This is a genomic window from Calditrichota bacterium (genome assembly GCA_020637445.1).
Lineage (GTDB): Bacteria > Electryoneota > RPQS01 > RPQS01 > RPQS01 > JABWCQ01.
In genome coordinates, this window is sequence record JACJVZ010000002.1 from 77,615 (window position 1) to 94,556 (window position 16,942).

Sequence of the window (16,942 nt, forward strand, 5' to 3'; positions counted from 1 at the left end):
ACCTCGCGCCGTGAGTCAGTATATTGTGTCGTGACAGAACTTGATTGTTAGTAAATTGTTAGCGAGACTCACGTGTATATCTATTTAGTTCGTCACGCCATTGCCGTTGAACACGGCACACCCGGTTACAAAGATTCGGACCGGCCCTTGACCGAAGAGGGCATCGAACGAATGCAGAAGGCCGCACGCGGCTTGGCGCATTTCATTGACCCACCGGACTTGATCGTTTCAAGTCCTTACTTGAGAGCCAAGCAGACGGCCGAAATTCTCGCGGTTGCATTGCAGTCGCGGGACGGGATTACGGAGTGGCCGATGCTGACTCCCGCTTCCGCGCCAACAGGCGTGTTTGCCAATTTGAACGAAAACAGCTCAACGACCAACTCCGTGATGCTCGTGGGACACGAGCCGCACATTTCCCGCTTGACCGCGTTGCTTCTGGGAACGAAGTCCGACGCCATCCGCTTCAAGAAGGGAGCCGTGTGTGCTCTGGAATGTCCTGCCCATCTTGTTCCCGGCTGCGCGGAGCTGCAGTGGTTTTTGACTCCCAAACAACTTCGACGACTTGCATGAACAGACAATTTGACCAACCTCACCCCTACCCCGGCAAGCTGATTATCGTCGAAGGCATTGACGGCTCAGGCAAATCGACTCAATTGCAGCTATTGCACCGCTGGCTGGAAGGCATGGACCGCCGCGTGTTCTTCACGGAGTGGAATTCTTCGCGTCTGGTCAACGACGCGATCAAGCGCGGCAAGAAAAAGAACTTGTTGACGCCGATGACGTTCAGCGTGCTGCATGCGACCGACTTCGCAGACCGGCTGGCGCATTTGATTATTCCGCCGCTCAAGGCAGGGATGATCGTTTGCGCGGACAGATATATTTATACGGCGTTCAGCCGCGACGTGGTGCGCGGCGTTGACCGTGATTGGGTGCGCGATCTGTACGGGTTTTCGGTGAGGCCGGACATTGCGATGTATTTCCGCGTCCCGATTGAAGTCTCGCTTAATCGAATTTTGAGCGGCAGGCCGCAACTCAAGTTTCACGAAGCGGGTATGGATTTGGGCCTCAGCGACGACCCGGTCGAAAGTTTCAAGATTTTCCAAACGAGAATTTTGAACGAATACGATTTGATTGCCGAAGAGTACGGATTGACCGTCATGGACGCGACTTTGCCGATTACGAAGCAACAAGAGATTTTCCGCAAGGTGGTCACGGAGAATCTGGATGCGTACACAGCGAGACCGATTACTCGCACGAAAAAGAAGAAGGCCGCCAATGTCTGAACCACGTTATTTTCACGGAAACGGGCAGCCGTATCTGAAGCCCGGAGATCTTTCGGGAAAGCTCATCGTTATCGAAGGCACGGACGGTGTGGGACGCTCCACGCAGATCGCGGAGATCCGGCAATGGCTGGAGATGAATGGATACGGCGTGGTGACGACTGGATTATCACGCTCCGCGCTTTTGACCAAGACGATCGATCAAGCAAAAGCCGGACACACGCTCAACGTGTACACATATTGCCTTTTGTATGTGGCGGACTTCGCGGACCGACTTGAACACGAAATTATTCCGGCTCTGCGCGCAGGGTTCGTCGTGATCGCGGACCGTTATATTTACACTCTAATTGCGCGCGCAATCGTGCGCGGCGCCGACCCGGATTGGATTCGCCACGTGCTCGGATTTGCGCTGCAGCCGGACGCGGTTTTCTATTTGAAGATCAGTCTCGAAAATCTCGTGCCGCGCGTGATCAATAGCGAGCGGTTATATGAACATTATTGGGTGGAAGACTCGCCCGAAGGTCTCGACTATTGGGAATCGGGCATGGACCTTCGACTCGGCGAAGATTTTTACGACAGTTTTCTCGAATATCAACGCCGGAAAATGACCGCACTCGACGCGATGGCGAAGGACTATGACTTCACCATTTTGCCTGCGTCACGCGGATTTAATCAGGTAAGCAGACTTCTGAAACAAGGCTTTATGCGCGTACTAAACGGTGAGCACGAAACGGCCTGATCGCATCGCCGCTATCGATATCGGCACAAATTCCATCCATCTTGTTGTCGCGAGAGTGATCAAAGAGACGGGCGGCTTTGAAGTGCTTGACCACGACAAGGACATGGTGCGCTTGGGTGCCGGTATTGGGCCGAACGGCGAGTTGACCGACAAGGCGATCGACAAAGCACTGTTTGCCATTAGGAAATTTCAGGCGAGATCAAAAGCCTCCGGCGCGTCGCTGCGAATCGTGGCAACGAGCGCGGTGCGTGAAGCAACAAACCGCGACTATTTTTTGGAACGCGCACGGCAGGAGCTGGGCGATTCGATTGAAGTGGTGTCGGGATTCGAAGAAGCACGACTGACGTATCTGGCCGTGCGCAAAGCTGTCGACACCGGTTTGCGTTCGACACTGATGATCGACATCGGTGGCGGAAGCACGGAGTTCGTGGTCGGTTACGGCGACGACATCGTGTACGACGACAGCTTGAAGCTCGGAGCGGTACGATTGACGACGCAGTTTTTTCCAAACGGAAAAACTGACTCGAAGTCCGTCGCGGAATGCAGGAAGTTTTGCACACTAAGTCTGGCGCCCGTGAGACGCAGCGTCGCGCAGGAAAAGATCGACTGGGTGGTGGGCAGCAGCGGCACAATTCAGTGCATGGGCAGAATGGCCATGCACGCGCGCGGCGAGCAGCCGAACGGACGGCTCAACAGAATTACTTTTACCGCCGCCGAGCTGCGCGACAACGTCGAACGAATATTGTCCGCGAAAAATACCGAAGGCCGCGCCAAACTCAAAGGCGTTGACGACGGCCGTGCGGACGTCATTCCGGCGGGCGCACTGCTCTTGGAATCCATATTCAACGACTTGAACATTCCTTCGATGACGATATCTGAGTATTCGATCCGCGAAGGAATTTTGTTTGATACGATTGCAAGGTCGTACCAACTCAAGGATTTTCTGTCGCACGAAGGTCAGAGGTTCCGCAGCGTGATGCATTTGGCGAAACGGCTTAACTTCGAGCAGACTCACGCCGAGCACGTCACGATGCTTGCGCTCTCAATTTTTGACCAGACCCGCGATCTGCATAAGCTCGGTGAAATTGAGCGGGAGCTGCTTGAGGCCGCGGCGCTTTTGCACGACGTGGGACTGTTCGTGGCACACTCTGCGCACCACAAGCATTCGTACTATCTGATCCGCAATTCTCAGATACTGGGATTCGCGGACTACGAACAGCAGATCGTTGCGCACGTTGCCCGCTACCACCGCAAATCTCCACCGCGCAAGAGCCATCTCGATTTCATGAGTTTGCCCGCATCGTATCAATCACTGGTCAGCAAACTGGCGGGAATTCTGCGCATCGCGGACGGGCTGGACCGCACGCATGCTTCGACTGTGCGCGACGTGGACGTGCGGTTCAATGCCGATGAAGTTACGTTCTCGCTGATTCCGAACGGCAAACGTTCACTGGAATATTCGATGTGGGGCGCGGAACGCAAACGTGACATGTTTGAGGCGGCATTCAACCGCCGCGCAGTGTTTGTGCCCGCATTGGAAACTGTTACGCTTTAGAATTTCTGCGGACTTTGAATAAGAAAAGCCCCCGCTCGTATGAGCGGGGGCTTTTGCTTATCTATGTTTTACTGAATTACTTCAGCAGAACAATCTTCTGAACGGCATTGAAGCTGCCCGCGGACATTCTGACGAGGTACATACCCGTCGGCAGATTGTCAGCCGTGAACAGGACGCGGTGGCTTCCCGCCGCCATGACCTGATTCACCGGACGGGCGACTTCCTGACCGGTCACGTTGTAAAGCACGATCTGCACGAGCGATTCGTTCGGCACGTCGAAGCTCAAGGCCGTCGTCGCGTTGAACGGATTCGGATAGCTCGCGTTCAGTGCGAACTCAGTCGGAATCTGATTGACGTCGTCGACCGCCGTGGCCATCGTGATCGTCACCGGAATCACGTAAGGACTGCCGTTGTCGTTGTGAGTAACGGTCACTTCCGCCGTGTAGTCACCCGGTTCAAACGTCTCAGTGGCGCCGGTGATCGTGATGACCGCCGTTTCGTTCGGCATCACCACGCTGCTGGCCGGGTTCGCCGTCAGCCACGTTTGATTCGTGGTGATGGAATAGACCACTTCACACTGACCGCCGGGATTCGTGATTTCAAACGAGATCGCCGATTCTTCGCCGATCAACGTGTACATGTTCAGCGAGCTTGAGCTAAAGGTCGCATTCGGCTGCTCCATGTTCCAGCTGCGCGTGGTGGAAACACCGTCTTCCACAACTACATCTTCCCAGACGTGGTCGCAGTAGCCCTGCTTGTGCACGCGCACCGTATAGGTACCCGGCTCAAGACCAAGCTCGTAGTTGCCTTGCACATCCGTAAAGGCGATTTCGCCCGGAGCTTCGTCCGCGGTTACTTCCGCGCCTTCGATCGGGAAGTTCGTCTGATCTTCACGAATCAAACCGGACACCGAACCCGACGGGCCTGCCCAGAAGGCGATGGCCGAATTGGTGGTCGGAAGGAAAGCGCCCGTGCCATTGTAGCAAATCTGAATGGCGTTGGTGCTGGTTTCGTCTTCAACACCCACGGTGCAAGACTGGTTGCCGTACGTGCCTTCTTCAGTCATGCTGTCGTAATTGAAGTAGATACCGCCGCTGGCTTCGAGAATGATCTGGAATGTGTATACTTCCGTGTTGACGCCGATGTGCGGAGCATTGATCCAGCTCATGATGAAGCGGTTATTGGCAACATCTTGATAGACATAATACTCGCCACCCGCCGGCGGATAGAGGTCGTCCCAGAACGGATACAGCGCCGCGTGCGGCTCAAACTCGTCAGGGAGTTCGACGTTGAAATATTCACCGAACGTTCCGGGAATAAATGCGGCCCAACCATTCGAGCACATCGAAATCTGAGTGTAGGTCTGTCCGTAGTATTCGAACGAGAATCCGAGATCAAACGGACCGGCAATCTGGTCGTCGCTCGAAATACCTGCGGGAGTACCAACGGCCGAAATATCCACCCAGTCATTGTCCACGACTTCCCACGGCGACTGCACGGCGGCAATCACGCCTTCCGACTGCTCGGAAACGTTGGGAACTTCGTCGATCGCGGACACTGTCCACGTATAGAAGAAGTCGTTTTCCGGCGGAGTGTCCGCATACGTGGTGACGCCTGCGGCGGTCGTGCCGACCTGCGTGCCGTCACGATAGATGCGGAAGCCCGCGAGATCGACGAGATTCGTGCCGTCGGCATTGGTCGACGGAGCCACCCAAGCCAAGGCCATTTGGTTGCTGCCCAACGGGTTGGCTACCAGTCCGGTTGGTGCTGCGGGTTCCATGTTGCACATGGCAGTAATCGTCGGCGTCGCTGCGGATTCGGAACCGTCATCATAAATTGCCGTCACGTGGTATTGGTACGGTGTATTCTCGACGCGATTCAGATCAGTATAGGTCAATACGTTGAATGCAACTTGAGCAATCTGCGTGTTGCCGCGATAGACACGGTAGTTGGTCACGTCGTCCAGCGAACGGCCGTCTCTGCGCGACTCGTCATTGTTCGTGACCGTCCTGTGCATCGAAGGTCTGCTGTTCTCGGGATTCGGAGCACGACGCACGAACTGGGTGTTCGCATGACGCTTGGATTCCTTGGATTGCTCGCTTTTGGCTTGCACGCCCTTAGCCGAAGCGGTTGCCTTTTCGTCAACTGTAGTATTGAAGAAGTTCGCGGAAACCGGCAGGATGCTCTCGCTGCCGTTCGTTGAAACATCCGTACGTGTGATTCTCGTCGGAGTCGGGCTCAGTTCCATTTCACCGGCGGTGAAGTCACCAATGGCGAATGCACGAATACAAAGCACTTGCGTGAAGCCAAAGTCAGCGATGTCATCCCAAGGACCGGTGTTAGCGGTCGTCGCGAAGAACGTACTCGTCTGCTCTGCGGCACAGAAGTCCATACCGATGTCGACACGCTGAGCGGTAACCTGACGAATACCAATGAAGAACGAACTGCCAACATTTACGGGGTCGGTCAGTTCAACGTCCTGCCAAGCCAGCGGATCGGTAATCGTCCAATCCGTGACGCCCAGCGGCGTGAAGGTCGGCAAGCCAGTGCCGTCGTCTTCAAACACACCCATCTGCACTTGGCAGCCGGGCGCAGAACTCGGCCAATGGCGAGTCTTAACACGCGTGATCGTAGCGGGGCCATTGGCCTCGTAGTGAGCAACAAACCAACCAAACGGGAATTCACCGTTGAAACCGAGTCCGTCTTCGACGCAAGTCGGATCAACGTCTACGCTGTCGTAGCTGATTTCAAATTCAGGCGGCGTGCCGGGGGCAAACCAACTGAGGACGATGCGGTCATCAAAGTTGCCATTGGCGGAAAGACCCGTCGGCGGCAAACTGCCGTACAAGAGAGTGATTTGACCTGTCAAATCCGATTCCACCGGAGTGGAAACGTCGTTGTCCCGAGCGGAGATTGCGTATTCGTAAATTCCTGCCGTCGACAATGTCTGCGTAAACGGAGATGCTGTCGGCGAACCTTGCAGCACCCAGTCGTCTTCGCCTTGCAGTCTGCGATAAACAGGATAGACGTCCACCAGCGGATCGGTCGAAGCCGTCCACGTCAACTCGACGTTACCCGTGGCGCTTTCGACGCTGCCTTCGAGGTTCTGCGGAACAGGAGGATCGAGGCGGACCAACGTCATGTCGATGCCCGTCGCGCCTGCATCCGTAAGCGTGAAGTCATTCATCGCATCGTGATAGCCCGCAAGCGTGGCCACGACACGGCGATTGCCGACGAGGACGTTCGGGAACGTATAGGTTCCATCCGCTGCCGGATTGGTCGTGGGACTGCCGATACCGTTCATCTGAAGATTTACGGCCGTCATTGCACCCGCGCCGCCATCCAGCGTCACGGTTCCGGACACCGGAGCAAACTCGGGTTCGCCAAAGCCCCACAGGGTCAAGTCGTCCACATAGAAACCGGGATATTGAACCGATGCGTCTGAACCGAAGCTCAAACGAATAACCGGCGTCGTACCTACGTAGGCACCGAGGTTGACAACGTAGTATTGCCACGTGTTCTGACCATGTCCGGTCCAGCCGACTTCGCTCGGTACACAAGCATTGCCGGTATAGAACGCGTCTTCGTCATAGGCCGGAGTAACGTCTGTTACAACTTCCCACGTCGCGCCGCCGTCCGTGCTAACCTTGACATTCATGCCGTCAAAGAATGACTCGCAATCGCGCCACATCCAGAACTCAAGCGTTGCAGCGTCCGAGCCAACTGTCAATTGCTGATCAATATCGAGATTGTAGCAAGCGCTGTTTTCGTAGTTTGCAGTCAGGAGGGTTCCCCAGCAGTTTGTACCGCTGTGAGCCGCACCCGGTCCGTTGGTCGGCGCTCCCCACTCCCAACCAATGTCGGAAATGAGATCACCGTTGTCCGTTTCAAAATCCGAGAAATAGGACGGGTTGCCCACGACCACCGTAACGCTGGTCGCAGCACCTGTGAACACATGCGACAACGCGCGCACATTGAATGTGTAGTTGCCGCTCATCAGGCCCGTCACATTGAAGGTTTCAACGCCGCCATTAACCGTTCCAGCCAGCGTACCGGTTCCAGCAGGACCAACCCAAACTTCGACGGAGGTAACAATCGCCGTTCCGCCTTGATTATCCAGAGTAGGATCATCCCAGCTAATCACGACATTGTTTGCGCCGGGAGTACCAGACACGTTAGCCGGAGCGACAGCAACCGGAACAACGGCCAAGGCAGAAGCGCCGCAGAATTGCGGGCTGCACGAACGCACATAGTAGCTGCGCAGAGCATCCGTGGGAGCAATATCCGTATAGGTCGTGGCGGCTCCGCCAAGCGTGGCCAACAATTCAGTCGGAGACGTATTGCCGCGCCAAACTTCGACGTGGTCCGGTGTAACGGGGTTGCCGTTTGTGTCCATGGTCGGATTCACCCAGTTCAGGACTACGCCGCCAGCGGTATTTGCCAGAGTCAGGCCAGTCGGTGCGGTAGGCACACCGTCAGGCTGAGAAATCAAAATCGAAGATTCGCTAACCGGAAGCGTACCCGCACCGTTGAAGCAAACTTGCAACGCTTCAGTACCACCCGCATTCTCGAGACCAACCGTGCAAGTCGTATTGCCGTACGTGCCGCCAACCGCTATCGTCTGGTAGTTGTATTGAACGTTGCCGTTTTCATACAGCACGATTTGGAATGTGTACGTTTCTGTCGTTGATCCAATGTGCGGAACATCAATCCAGCTCATGATAAAGCGATCGTTCGCCGTGTCTGAGTAGTAGTAAAACGTCCCGCCCGAAGGGGGATAGAGGTCATCCCAAAACGGATACAGAGCATTGTTCGGCTCCGCCGTCGCGGGAATCGCCGCATTCGTGTAGGTGGCTACGGTCGAAGTGAAAGATGCCCAGCCGTTCGAGCACATACGGACCGAAGTAAACGTCTGATCGAAGAGCGGGAATGCGAAACCCAGATCAAACGGTCCAACGTTGTGATCGTCGTTCGCGATGCCTGCGTCCGTTCCGACGCCCGTGATGTCGATCCATTCATAGTCAACTGTTGCAAACTGGTATTCGTCCAGAGGATTTCGCGGATCTCTTGTCATAGCCGAGGGGGTTTCCTGCGGCTGCAAAATTTGACTGCCGAACAATCCTTCTGCTTTGATCGCCATGTGCTGTTCGTCTTCCGTCAGCGCCTGGCCATTTGCAACCTTGTCTTTCAAGCGGACAACGTCCGCTTCCGTCACGGCAAACACGCTCGTGACTGAGACTATCAACGCGGCAACCGCCAATAGCCCTTTCAAATACATATTGCGGTGAATCATGCTTTCTGCTCCTTGATGCTGCTTTATTCCCAAGGCAATTTACCTAAAGTACCGGAATCGCTCAAAATTGTCAATCATTTACCTCATTTTTTTCATCTTGTTGGCGGGCTGGAATTTGTGGCTCTGAAGGGACAAAATCACCTAATTGTTCGTTAACGCTCTAACTTGTCAATTTCTAACCTATATATAATATGAACATAAGATTGGTGGCTGGTTGGCTGGTTGGGACTAAATATGAGCACTATTCGTGATTTAATCTTCGTTTACGTTTTTTTGAATTTGGTGAAATCCTCCTTTCAGAATTTGGGACTCCAACTGAAAAGAAAAAGCCGCGAAAATCGCGGCTTTTTTCGTGAGGCAGGTCGGTGAGCAAGTTACGAATTGGCGCGGAATTGCAGTGCCGCCACCTTTTCGCCAACACAGCGGCCTTGCGCAAGACCGTTGTCAATCGCCGCGCGGAAGTGAATTCCACCGTAGAGACGGGAGATTCCGGCTTCATCTGCAGCGGTGCTGAAATCCACAAAGCTGCGAGCGGGCAGACCCATGTCGTCATGCGTGTGATCCGTAAAGGCCACCACGCCAAGGAAATCCTGCAAGACGTACGAAGCCGCACCGCTCTGAACAGAGTGACCCGAGGTGTACTCGGGGAACGGCGGAGTTGAAACCGGCGGCAGCCAGTCCGCGTTACCCATCATACGCACGCAGGTCACCGGGCGGATCAGATCGTATTCGTACTTCGATTCCCAGCACACGGTGAAGGCATCAGCCTGAGAAATTCCCAAGCGGGCAAGCGCTTCAACGACCTTGGCGAGGTCATAGCTATTCGCCGCGGAAACCTGCTTCAGAATCGACACCCAATGTCCCGGAGGAGTCGCCGTCGCGCCTGGATTGTCCGCCCAGAAATTTGCAATGGCGACCATATCGTCCGTACCGTTCACACATGCATTATAGCATTCGTCAACTTCTGCGCGGAACTGCGTACCTTCTTCAAGGCTAAAAGCAGGCGGCGGACCGGGTTCGCATTCCGTGGAAATATCGTCCATCAAGAAGTGGCGCATTTCGCCCCAGCACGGCAGTAAAGCGGGAGCAAAAGCCGGTGGAGTCGGTTCCCAATGTCCAGCCAATCCGGTCGGCTCATAGTTCGTGCAATTGGTCGAGGCCACCGAGTAATTGTCACCTGCAATCCACGCGATGACCGCCGTGGCAACGGAAGCACCGTAATTTTCCGAGCGCGTTAGCACTTCGGCATCCACGGTTGCCGCATATTGCGCATGAAGCTCGTCGCGCTTGGCGTTGATCGCATCGACGGAATTCGGCTTTGCGGCAAACAAATTCAGGAGCACCGCAGACGCAGCCGAATTGACCACAGCGGGCCAATCGTACTCCGTGTTCGCTTGTGCCGCCGGAAGTCCGCCGAGGTCCGTCAATTGTCCCGTCAGCGAAATGTTGTTGGGCATGCCGCCCAAACACGATTCATACATCGTCACGCCGGTGTATCCGATAATACGTGAAGCAAACGGCGGGTTCAACGACTCTGCTTGAACACGGTCAAGCAAAAGTCCCATCCATTCTTGCGGCGTTTCCGATCCGTATTCGGAGGCTTGCGGCGGCGCAGGTGTCGGATTGTCGTTGTCATCGTCTTTATCACAGCCTACAATTAATGAAAAGGCCGTGATCATCATGCCGAATACAATCCAGCGTAACACTCGTGTCTTGCGACTGTCCATACTGTTCTCCCCAGTTCTGGTTGGTTGTTGTTGTGCGAGATATCGTGGCGCGAGTCTCGCTCTAAGAGGTGCTTCTATTTTGTTTCGGTTTCTGTCTCCCAACCTTCGGGACCGGAGAGTGGACTGCGAAATCCGCTCACGTCCAAAAGTTCCGTCTGTATTCCGACGGCTTCCAACATCTTGCGGCTCCTATCCTCCCCAGGATAGCTGCCGAAGACTTTTACCTTCTTAATACCCGAATTGGCAATCATGCGCGCACAAATCGGACACGGAAAAACCGTGACATAGATTTCCGCGCCTTCTACCGAAACCCCGTTGCGCGCGCATTGCAAGAGCGCATTTTGTTCGGCGTGAAGACAGATGCACAATTCGAGCCGTTCTCCCGACTTGATCCCTTCAATGTCGCGTTCGCAGCCGCCGAGTTCTTCGGGGTGCGGATGACCTGCGGGCGGACCGTTATAGCCCGACGCGAGAATTTGATGATTGCGAACAATCAGCGCGCCTACCGCGCGCCGCAAACAGGCGGAACGCATCGACACGAGGTTGACAATATTATAAAAATATTCGTCCCACGAGATGCGGTCAACTTTCTTTTTCATAACTTCGTTAATCCGATTGTTTATTCGCGGGCCGTGGGTTCCCATACAAAGCGGCGGTTGCCTTGCTTGAGATAGCGGAAGAAACCCAAAAACAGCGCGACATTCATGGCTACGAAATGAAACAGCGACGTGACAGGTGGAATTCGCATGCCCAACATCACCGCAATTCCTCCGAAGAGTGCCGCGGAATAGAGCACGAATTGTCCGATCAGCGTCAGCTCATAGAGCGGGGTCCGCCACAGCGCGAGATTCGCGATCATGGCCAAAATCATCAAGAACGGAAAGACCCAGCGAATAACCTTGTGCGAAAAAAACGTATATGCCGCCACGCCGTAACGCGGACTTAGAACGGCCGCATACCGAAACAGTGTTTGAAAATTCCCAGCACCGATGCGAATGCGGCGGCGAAACTCTTCACGGAAAGACTGTCCTGATCGTTCGTAGGCTTTCGACTCCATTTCCCACACGTTGCGGCAGCCGCGCAGAGTGGCCCATATCATGGGAGTCGTGTCGTCATTCGCCGATCCGGGAACAAACGGTTGATAAAGATCGCGCCTGATCGCCAAGAGCATTCCCAGTCCGCCGGACATGCCGCCGATTTGAGTCTCGCGGACTTTGAGTGCGTTCTCGTGCGACGTATAGAACTGTTCTTCGGAAGCGAGCTCGTCGGATTTGTCGGTCAGCGCATATCTTCCGGCGGAAACGACGCCCACATTGTGATCCGCAAAATGGCGGCAAGCCATCTTGAGAGCTTGTTTGTCCCAGACGATGTTGGCATCGCTGATTACGACGACGGCGGCGTCGCCGGAATTTTCGACCAACTGATTCAGCACGAGCGGTTTGCCGTTGCGTCCGCCCAAGCGAACCAACTTGACGCGCGGGTCCTTGATCGACTCGACAATTTCGTCCGTGCGGTCTTGCGAACCGTCCGACCCAACCAATATCTGTAATCTGTCCGCCGGATAATCCTGCTCGAGACAGTTGCGAACTTTTTCGCCGATGACTTTCTCTTCGTTGTAGGCGGGAATCATCACGGCCACTTTGGGCCATTCGCCGTCCGGCATTGCCGGAGCGTGCGAATACTTCTTAGGAAACAACCCAAGCGTGCGCGGATACAACAGAAACGTGTGCAGCATCAACACAGCACATGTCCAGAAGAGAATTGCCCAAAGAATATCGATCAAAATGGTTCTACAAAAAAGGGTCAGGCTCGCACCCGACCCTTGCTGAGCATACCTGTTTTCAAGCCCGCTCGAGCTTATCGAAGTAGCGTTTGCCGCCGCGCACTTGCGGACGCAGGCGCTGCGCGGCGTCTTGGACGGACATGCCGCCCTGCACGTCGAGAAACGCTTTGCGGAAGGCTTCGGGAGCCTTCAACTCCGGATCATTCATGTCGTACACGCGAATCAGAGCTTGCAGTCCGTACATGAACAACTCGGTGGAAAGTCCGCCCGTCTGAAAGCTCGACGTTTGATAGGACCACGTATCGCGGTTGACTTCGGCAAACGTGGCCGGAAGTTTCTTGCTCTCGATCAACTCCACCGGAGACATGCCGTTGCACAGCGCGTCGCAGGCTTCGGAAAACGCCAAGCGCAAATCTGGCCGGCATTCGCATTTCAGCAAATAGTCAGAGAGAAAATCGCTGTGGCGGGGCGAAAAACTCTTTCCGCCGGTTTCAATAGTCAAGCGATACTCGGGCCGCGGAGAAAGATAGTGGTGCCGCGAGCCGACATTCTGGATGATAACTCGACCGGAAGAAAGCTCGTTGATGACGTGCCTTCCGAGCGAAAGGTCTTTGGTCTGTTCGACTAAATCTAAGTAACGCACGGGTGGGAGTGCTATTTGGGGGTTTCAACTACAAGATTCGCGCCCTGACGATTCAATTCGAAAATCGTCAGATCCAGCAAATCGGAAAACAGTTTGAGTTGGTCGGCGGAGAGAGTGCGGATAATTTCTCCGTCGGAAAGCGGGTCGGGCATCACAATATTGATCTGCTGCTGCGTGCCAATTTGAATGAACTCCAAACTCAAGTTGGCGCGTGTGCGGAAAGTGATGCGGGTTTCCGAGCGTTCCGTGCTCGCGATATTGACCGCGGTTTCGGCGATATACTTTGCCGCGCCGATCAATTCGGGAAGCTCTTCGGCGTCGGCGATGACTTCGGAATAGACGCGTTCGCCTTCAAAGATACGAAAGGCCGCCGCAAAATGACGCAGGCTGTCGCCGGGAATGAAAGCAATATCCGTCAAGACTTGCAGCAACTCGCCGGTGAGCTTTTCCTTCCGGCCCTCGACCAACGCTATCTGCCCAACCGGGAGCCGGTCGCGAAACATCGTCCGGCCCGGCTCGGAAAGCTGCCATTCGTAGTCGGTGAGAATCTTCGTCTGTGATAACGCAGGGAAAACACTCGCCGCAAACAATGCTATAAACAAGATCGCTGTTTTCAATTCGAATGCTGCCAGCATTTATTCGTGCCGGGCACGGCCTTGCGCTTGCAGCGTTCACCCTTCAATGTTGTGACGATGCACTGAGTGCGTTCTTTCTTGGCCTTGGTTTTCTTGGCCTGCTGCGGCTGCTCCACGAGAACGGGAGTCTCCGAAGTCATTCTGGGTAGGACATATTCGACCGGAACCCAGCCCTCAACGAGAACTTTGGCCCATCCGGCCACCGTGTCAACGACCTGCAATCGGCTGGATTCGGTGAAACTCCCCGCTTCGGGTCCCGCCGGAATCACGTAAGTTATTACAGGAGCTTTGCTTAAGGAATCTAATGGAGCTTTCGCGCCAAGCGAGTCAGCGGTTTCTTGAGCAAAAAGCCCCGACGCCAGCAACATCAGACAACTCCAAACCACCCACAGTGCCGTACGCACGACCTCTCCTTTTGGAATCTTATTTCCCTAAGTTGAGTTAAATATAGTGTTTTCCCCCTCCTCCCGCAACCGATTTTGCTGAAAATGTAGTTCAGCGCGGCGTTCTGTTGTTGATTGAGGAGCCTTCCTTTATTATATTATGAAACAACAGGATGAGTCCTGATTTGTCGATATTGTGAAGACCATAGACCTCGATACACTCAAGCGCTATTCGCGCGGCGAACTTGGCCACAAGACGTTCATGGCCGTCCATCAAGAGGCGGGTGAACTGCTTGATCTATTGTTCCGCAACCTGACGAAGGCGGAACATGTGGTCTCGATTCAGGATTGGCCGCTGCCGCGCAGGCAGAAACGGTTGGGACAGTTTTTTGTCTTAAAGACGATGATGCTGTTCACGCCGTTCGTTCTGATTGTCGGAATCGCGGTGATGCGCACCGTGCCCACGACCGGACTGAGTTTGATGATGGGTTGGCTCGCGCTGTGTCTTTTGGGCGGTGGATTCTTGCTTTATGACCGCTATCGTGTCTTGAAATCGAAGGACGGAAAGTCCGTTTTGGTGATTACCAACCGCCGGATGATGCGCATCTGGCTGGATGGCTCAGAAACCGTGCAGGCGTGGTGGCTCACCGACGATCCGAATAAAAAAAAACCTCTTGAACCAGTCTCTTCGACCATAAAGCTCTTGCTCGAGCTTGATCTTGGCGACCCTTCCTTAAATTAATATCTGAACCGCTTGTGACGATTAGTTGCAGGCGGTTTGCCTTTATACCACTTTGCCTAAGTCTGCAGCGACTCTCCGCAGTCTGATTGATTGGTTCGAAGCGAACAAACGCGATATGCCGTGGCGGAAAACGCGTGATCCCTACAAAATTTGGATCAGCGAAATTCTGCTGCAGCAAACTCAAGTCGCGACGGTCGAACCCTATTACAATCACTTTGTCAAGACGTTTCCCACGGTGCAGACGCTTGCGAAAGCTCCGCTGGACAGAGTTCTGAAAGCGTGGGAAGGCTGCGGTTATTATGCCCGCGCGCGCAATTTGCACAAAGCCGCGAAACAGATCGTGGCGATGGGCGGAAAGCTGCCGCGAACGGCCAAAGAGCTTAGGGATCTGTCCGGAATCGGGCCATATACCTCGGCGGCAATTGCCTCGATTGCATTCGGTGAAGCGGTGCCTGTGCTGGACGGCAATGTCGAGCGGGTGATTGCCCGTGTGACGGGTGAAGAAGGAATCATTTCCGAGCGCGAGGTACATTCACGGCTGCGCAGTCACGCTGAGCAGTGGATGCAAATCGCCGTTAATGCCGAGCTTTCTCCGGGTGATTTGAATGAATCGCTGATGGAACTTGGGGCTACGGTATGCAAGCCGCGCGAAGCCTTGTGCGCTCAATGTCCGCTCAAACGTGTGTGTGTGGCGAAGAAGACGCTGCAAGACGTCACTGTCCTGCCGCGCAAGCCCCTAAAACCGCGCACTCCGCACTATGACATCGGCGCGGCGATTGTCCGCAAGAACGGAAGGATTCTCATTACGAAGCGGCCCGAGCATGGAATGCTGGGCGGACTGTGGGAGTTTCCCGGGGGAAAACAGGAGAGCGGAGAGAGTTTGAAAGAGTGTGTGCAGCGCGAGATGCGCGAAGAGCTTGCGATGGAGGTCGAAGTTGGAGAACAAATCGCGAGCGTGAAACATGCTTACACGCACTTCAAGATTACGCTGCACTGTTTTGAATGCAAGCACGTCGGCGGAGAGTTGCAGCTTATTCACGCCGCCGACGCGAAGTGGGTGAAGCCCGCCGAGCTTGCGAACTACGCGTTTCCGAAGGCGGACCGTGTGGTGTTGCAGATGTTGATGAAGTCGTAACCGCCGTTGTCGGTCTCCAGACCGGCAATGGCATGTACCGAGTCGCCATTGCGGGTGAAGACACCCACAACGGCGAAAAGATTACATTTGATCCCGGCGGGGAACCGTTGGTGAACACAGCGTCCAGTTCAATGCCGCGGGATTCGCTTCGGGAATTTACATCGTCCGGCTCGAATCCGCCGGAGAATTTGCTTCACAGAAAATTACACTGCTTAAATAGACGAGAAAAAAGTTCACACGAGGAGAACATGAAAACCCTGAGTTTCGCAATCGTTACGTTGTCCCTTTTGTTCGGGACGCTCAGTTTCGCCGAAGACAACGGCAACATGGACATGATGACCGGCAGCGTGAAGATCACCAAAGCTCCGGCGATTGAAACCGAGCCAGCGCAGATTGTCGCGGCGGCCTATGTCGAAGCGGCGGACGTCGCACCGGAAGGCGGCTTTGGCGACAAAGACTATTCAAAGGCGTTTCAAGCTATGGGCATGGAGGGTGGACACCGCATTTCAGATTTTCTGAAAGAATACAACGTCGAAACAACGGGCCCGATGTTCGCCGTGTGGTATGACGACCCGTCGGAAACTAAACCGCAGGACATGACTTCGAAATGGTGTGTGCCCCTGAAAGCCGAAACCGATCCGGTGCCGGGAATCGCCATTGAAAATATGCCGGAAACCATGGCCGTGACTTGCACGTATATGGGTGCATACGACGCTTCGATGAACGCGTGGCAGGCCGTTATGAAGTACGCCGAGGACAACAACCTCGAATGGACGAGCTCGCCGATGGAAGTCTATCACAAGAGTATGATGGAAGTCGAAAACCCCGATGACCTGATTACCGAAATCGTGTGGCCGTGCAAGAAAAAAGAGATGACGGACGACAGCGAAGAGAAGGGCGAGTAAGGACGCCGTTTGCTGTCATTCTAATCAAAGTCCTGCAAAGTGAAGTGTTCTTCTTTTTCCGGAGAGATCCTTCACTATGTTCAGGATGACAGTCTTAGTATAGAAAATGAGGGCCGGAGCTG

General features: G+C 54.5%; 14 protein-coding genes. 7 read left to right on the plus strand and 7 right to left on the minus strand.

Annotated elements, in window-relative coordinates:
• Positions 1-72: 72 nt before the first annotated feature.
• Genes sixA through H6507_08135 form a run of 4 tightly spaced genes read left to right on the plus strand, consistent with a single transcriptional unit; the run spans position 73 to position 3,574 of the window.
• Positions 73-570, plus strand: coding sequence for a phosphohistidine phosphatase SixA (gene sixA, locus H6507_08120; GenBank protein ID MCB9369053.1), 498 nt, complete (start codon positions 73-75; stop codon positions 568-570).
• Positions 567-1,283, plus strand: coding sequence for a thymidylate kinase (locus tag H6507_08125; GenBank protein MCB9369054.1), 717 nt, complete (start codon positions 567-569; stop codon positions 1,281-1,283). The genes sixA and H6507_08125 overlap by 4 nt, the downstream gene beginning before the upstream one ends.
• Complete coding sequence (locus tag H6507_08130) at positions 1,276-2,019, plus strand: thymidylate kinase (protein ID MCB9369055.1); 744 nt, start codon at positions 1,276-1,278, stop codon at positions 2,017-2,019. The genes H6507_08125 and H6507_08130 overlap by 8 nt, the downstream gene beginning before the upstream one ends.
• Positions 2,000-3,574 (plus strand): Ppx/GppA family phosphatase, encoded by a 1,575-nt coding sequence (locus H6507_08135; protein ID MCB9369056.1) that lies wholly within the window; start codon positions 2,000-2,002, stop codon positions 3,572-3,574. The genes H6507_08130 and H6507_08135 overlap by 20 nt, the downstream gene beginning before the upstream one ends.
• Positions 3,575-3,650: 76 nt before the next feature.
• On the opposite strand, the gene H6507_08140 is transcribed toward H6507_08135, so the two are convergent.
• From H6507_08140 to H6507_08170, 7 genes are all read right to left on the minus strand, one after another.
• Complete coding sequence (locus tag H6507_08140; protein ID MCB9369057.1) at positions 3,651-8,867, minus strand: carboxypeptidase regulatory-like domain-containing protein; 5,217 nt, start codon at positions 8,865-8,867, stop codon at positions 3,651-3,653.
• 374 nt (positions 8,868-9,241) lie between these two features.
• Positions 9,242-10,594 (minus strand): vanadium-dependent haloperoxidase, encoded by a 1,353-nt coding sequence (locus H6507_08145; GenBank protein ID MCB9369058.1) that lies wholly within the window; start codon positions 10,592-10,594, stop codon positions 9,242-9,244.
• A 74-nt stretch (positions 10,595-10,668) separates the two neighbouring features.
• Complete coding sequence (locus H6507_08150) at positions 10,669-11,193, minus strand: dCMP deaminase family protein (GenBank protein MCB9369059.1); 525 nt, start codon at positions 11,191-11,193, stop codon at positions 10,669-10,671.
• A 20-nt stretch (positions 11,194-11,213) separates the two neighbouring features.
• On the minus strand, positions 11,214-12,377 hold the full coding sequence (locus H6507_08155; GenBank protein ID MCB9369060.1) for a glycosyltransferase: 1,164 nt from the start codon (positions 12,375-12,377) through the stop codon (positions 11,214-11,216).
• 58 nt (positions 12,378-12,435) lie between these two features.
• Entirely contained in the window at positions 12,436-13,020 is a 585-nt protein-coding gene (locus H6507_08160) for a hypothetical protein (GenBank protein MCB9369061.1), read from the minus strand.
• 11 nt (positions 13,021-13,031) lie between these two features.
• Positions 13,032-13,637, minus strand: a complete 606-nt coding sequence (locus H6507_08165; protein MCB9369062.1) for a hypothetical protein — start codon at positions 13,635-13,637, stop codon at positions 13,032-13,034.
• Entirely contained in the window at positions 13,634-14,059 is a 426-nt protein-coding gene (locus H6507_08170) for a hypothetical protein (protein MCB9369063.1), read from the minus strand. Before H6507_08170 ends, H6507_08165 begins: the two co-directional genes overlap by 4 nt.
• A 175-nt stretch (positions 14,060-14,234) precedes the next feature.
• Here H6507_08170 and H6507_08175 point away from each other — a divergent pair, with 175 nt between their 5' ends.
• From H6507_08175 to H6507_08185, 3 genes are all read left to right on the plus strand, one after another.
• On the plus strand, positions 14,235-14,780 hold the full coding sequence (locus tag H6507_08175) for a hypothetical protein (GenBank protein ID MCB9369064.1): 546 nt from the start codon (positions 14,235-14,237) through the stop codon (positions 14,778-14,780).
• Between the two features lie 52 nt (positions 14,781-14,832).
• The gene (gene mutY / locus H6507_08180; protein ID MCB9369065.1) at positions 14,833-15,915 is read left to right on the plus strand and encodes an A/G-specific adenine glycosylase; all 1,083 of its coding nucleotides are present in this window, start codon (positions 14,833-14,835) and stop codon (positions 15,913-15,915) included.
• A 248-nt stretch (positions 15,916-16,163) separates the two neighbouring features.
• The gene (locus H6507_08185; GenBank protein ID MCB9369066.1) at positions 16,164-16,820 is read left to right on the plus strand and encodes a GyrI-like domain-containing protein; all 657 of its coding nucleotides are present in this window, start codon (positions 16,164-16,166) and stop codon (positions 16,818-16,820) included.
• Positions 16,821-16,942: the final 122 nt, after the last annotated feature.

Bases quoted from the DNA above. Each gene is read 5' to 3' on its own strand.
- H6507_08145 (MCB9369058.1), bottom strand. From the start codon at position 10,594: ATGGACAGTCGCAAGACACGAGTGTTACGCTGGATTGTATTCGGCATG.
- H6507_08185 (MCB9369066.1), top strand. From the start codon at position 16,164: ATGAAAACCCTGAGTTTCGCAATCGTTACGTTGTCCCTTTTGTTCGGG.
- H6507_08150 (MCB9369059.1), bottom strand. From the start codon at position 11,193: ATGAAAAAGAAAGTTGACCGCATCTCGTGGGACGAATATTTTTATAAT.
- H6507_08125 (MCB9369054.1), top strand. From the start codon at position 567: ATGAACAGACAATTTGACCAACCTCACCCCTACCCCGGCAAGCTGATT.
- H6507_08130 (MCB9369055.1), top strand. From the start codon at position 1,276: ATGTCTGAACCACGTTATTTTCACGGAAACGGGCAGCCGTATCTGAAG.
- H6507_08140 (MCB9369057.1), bottom strand. From the start codon at position 8,867: ATGATTCACCGCAATATGTATTTGAAAGGGCTATTGGCGGTTGCCGCG.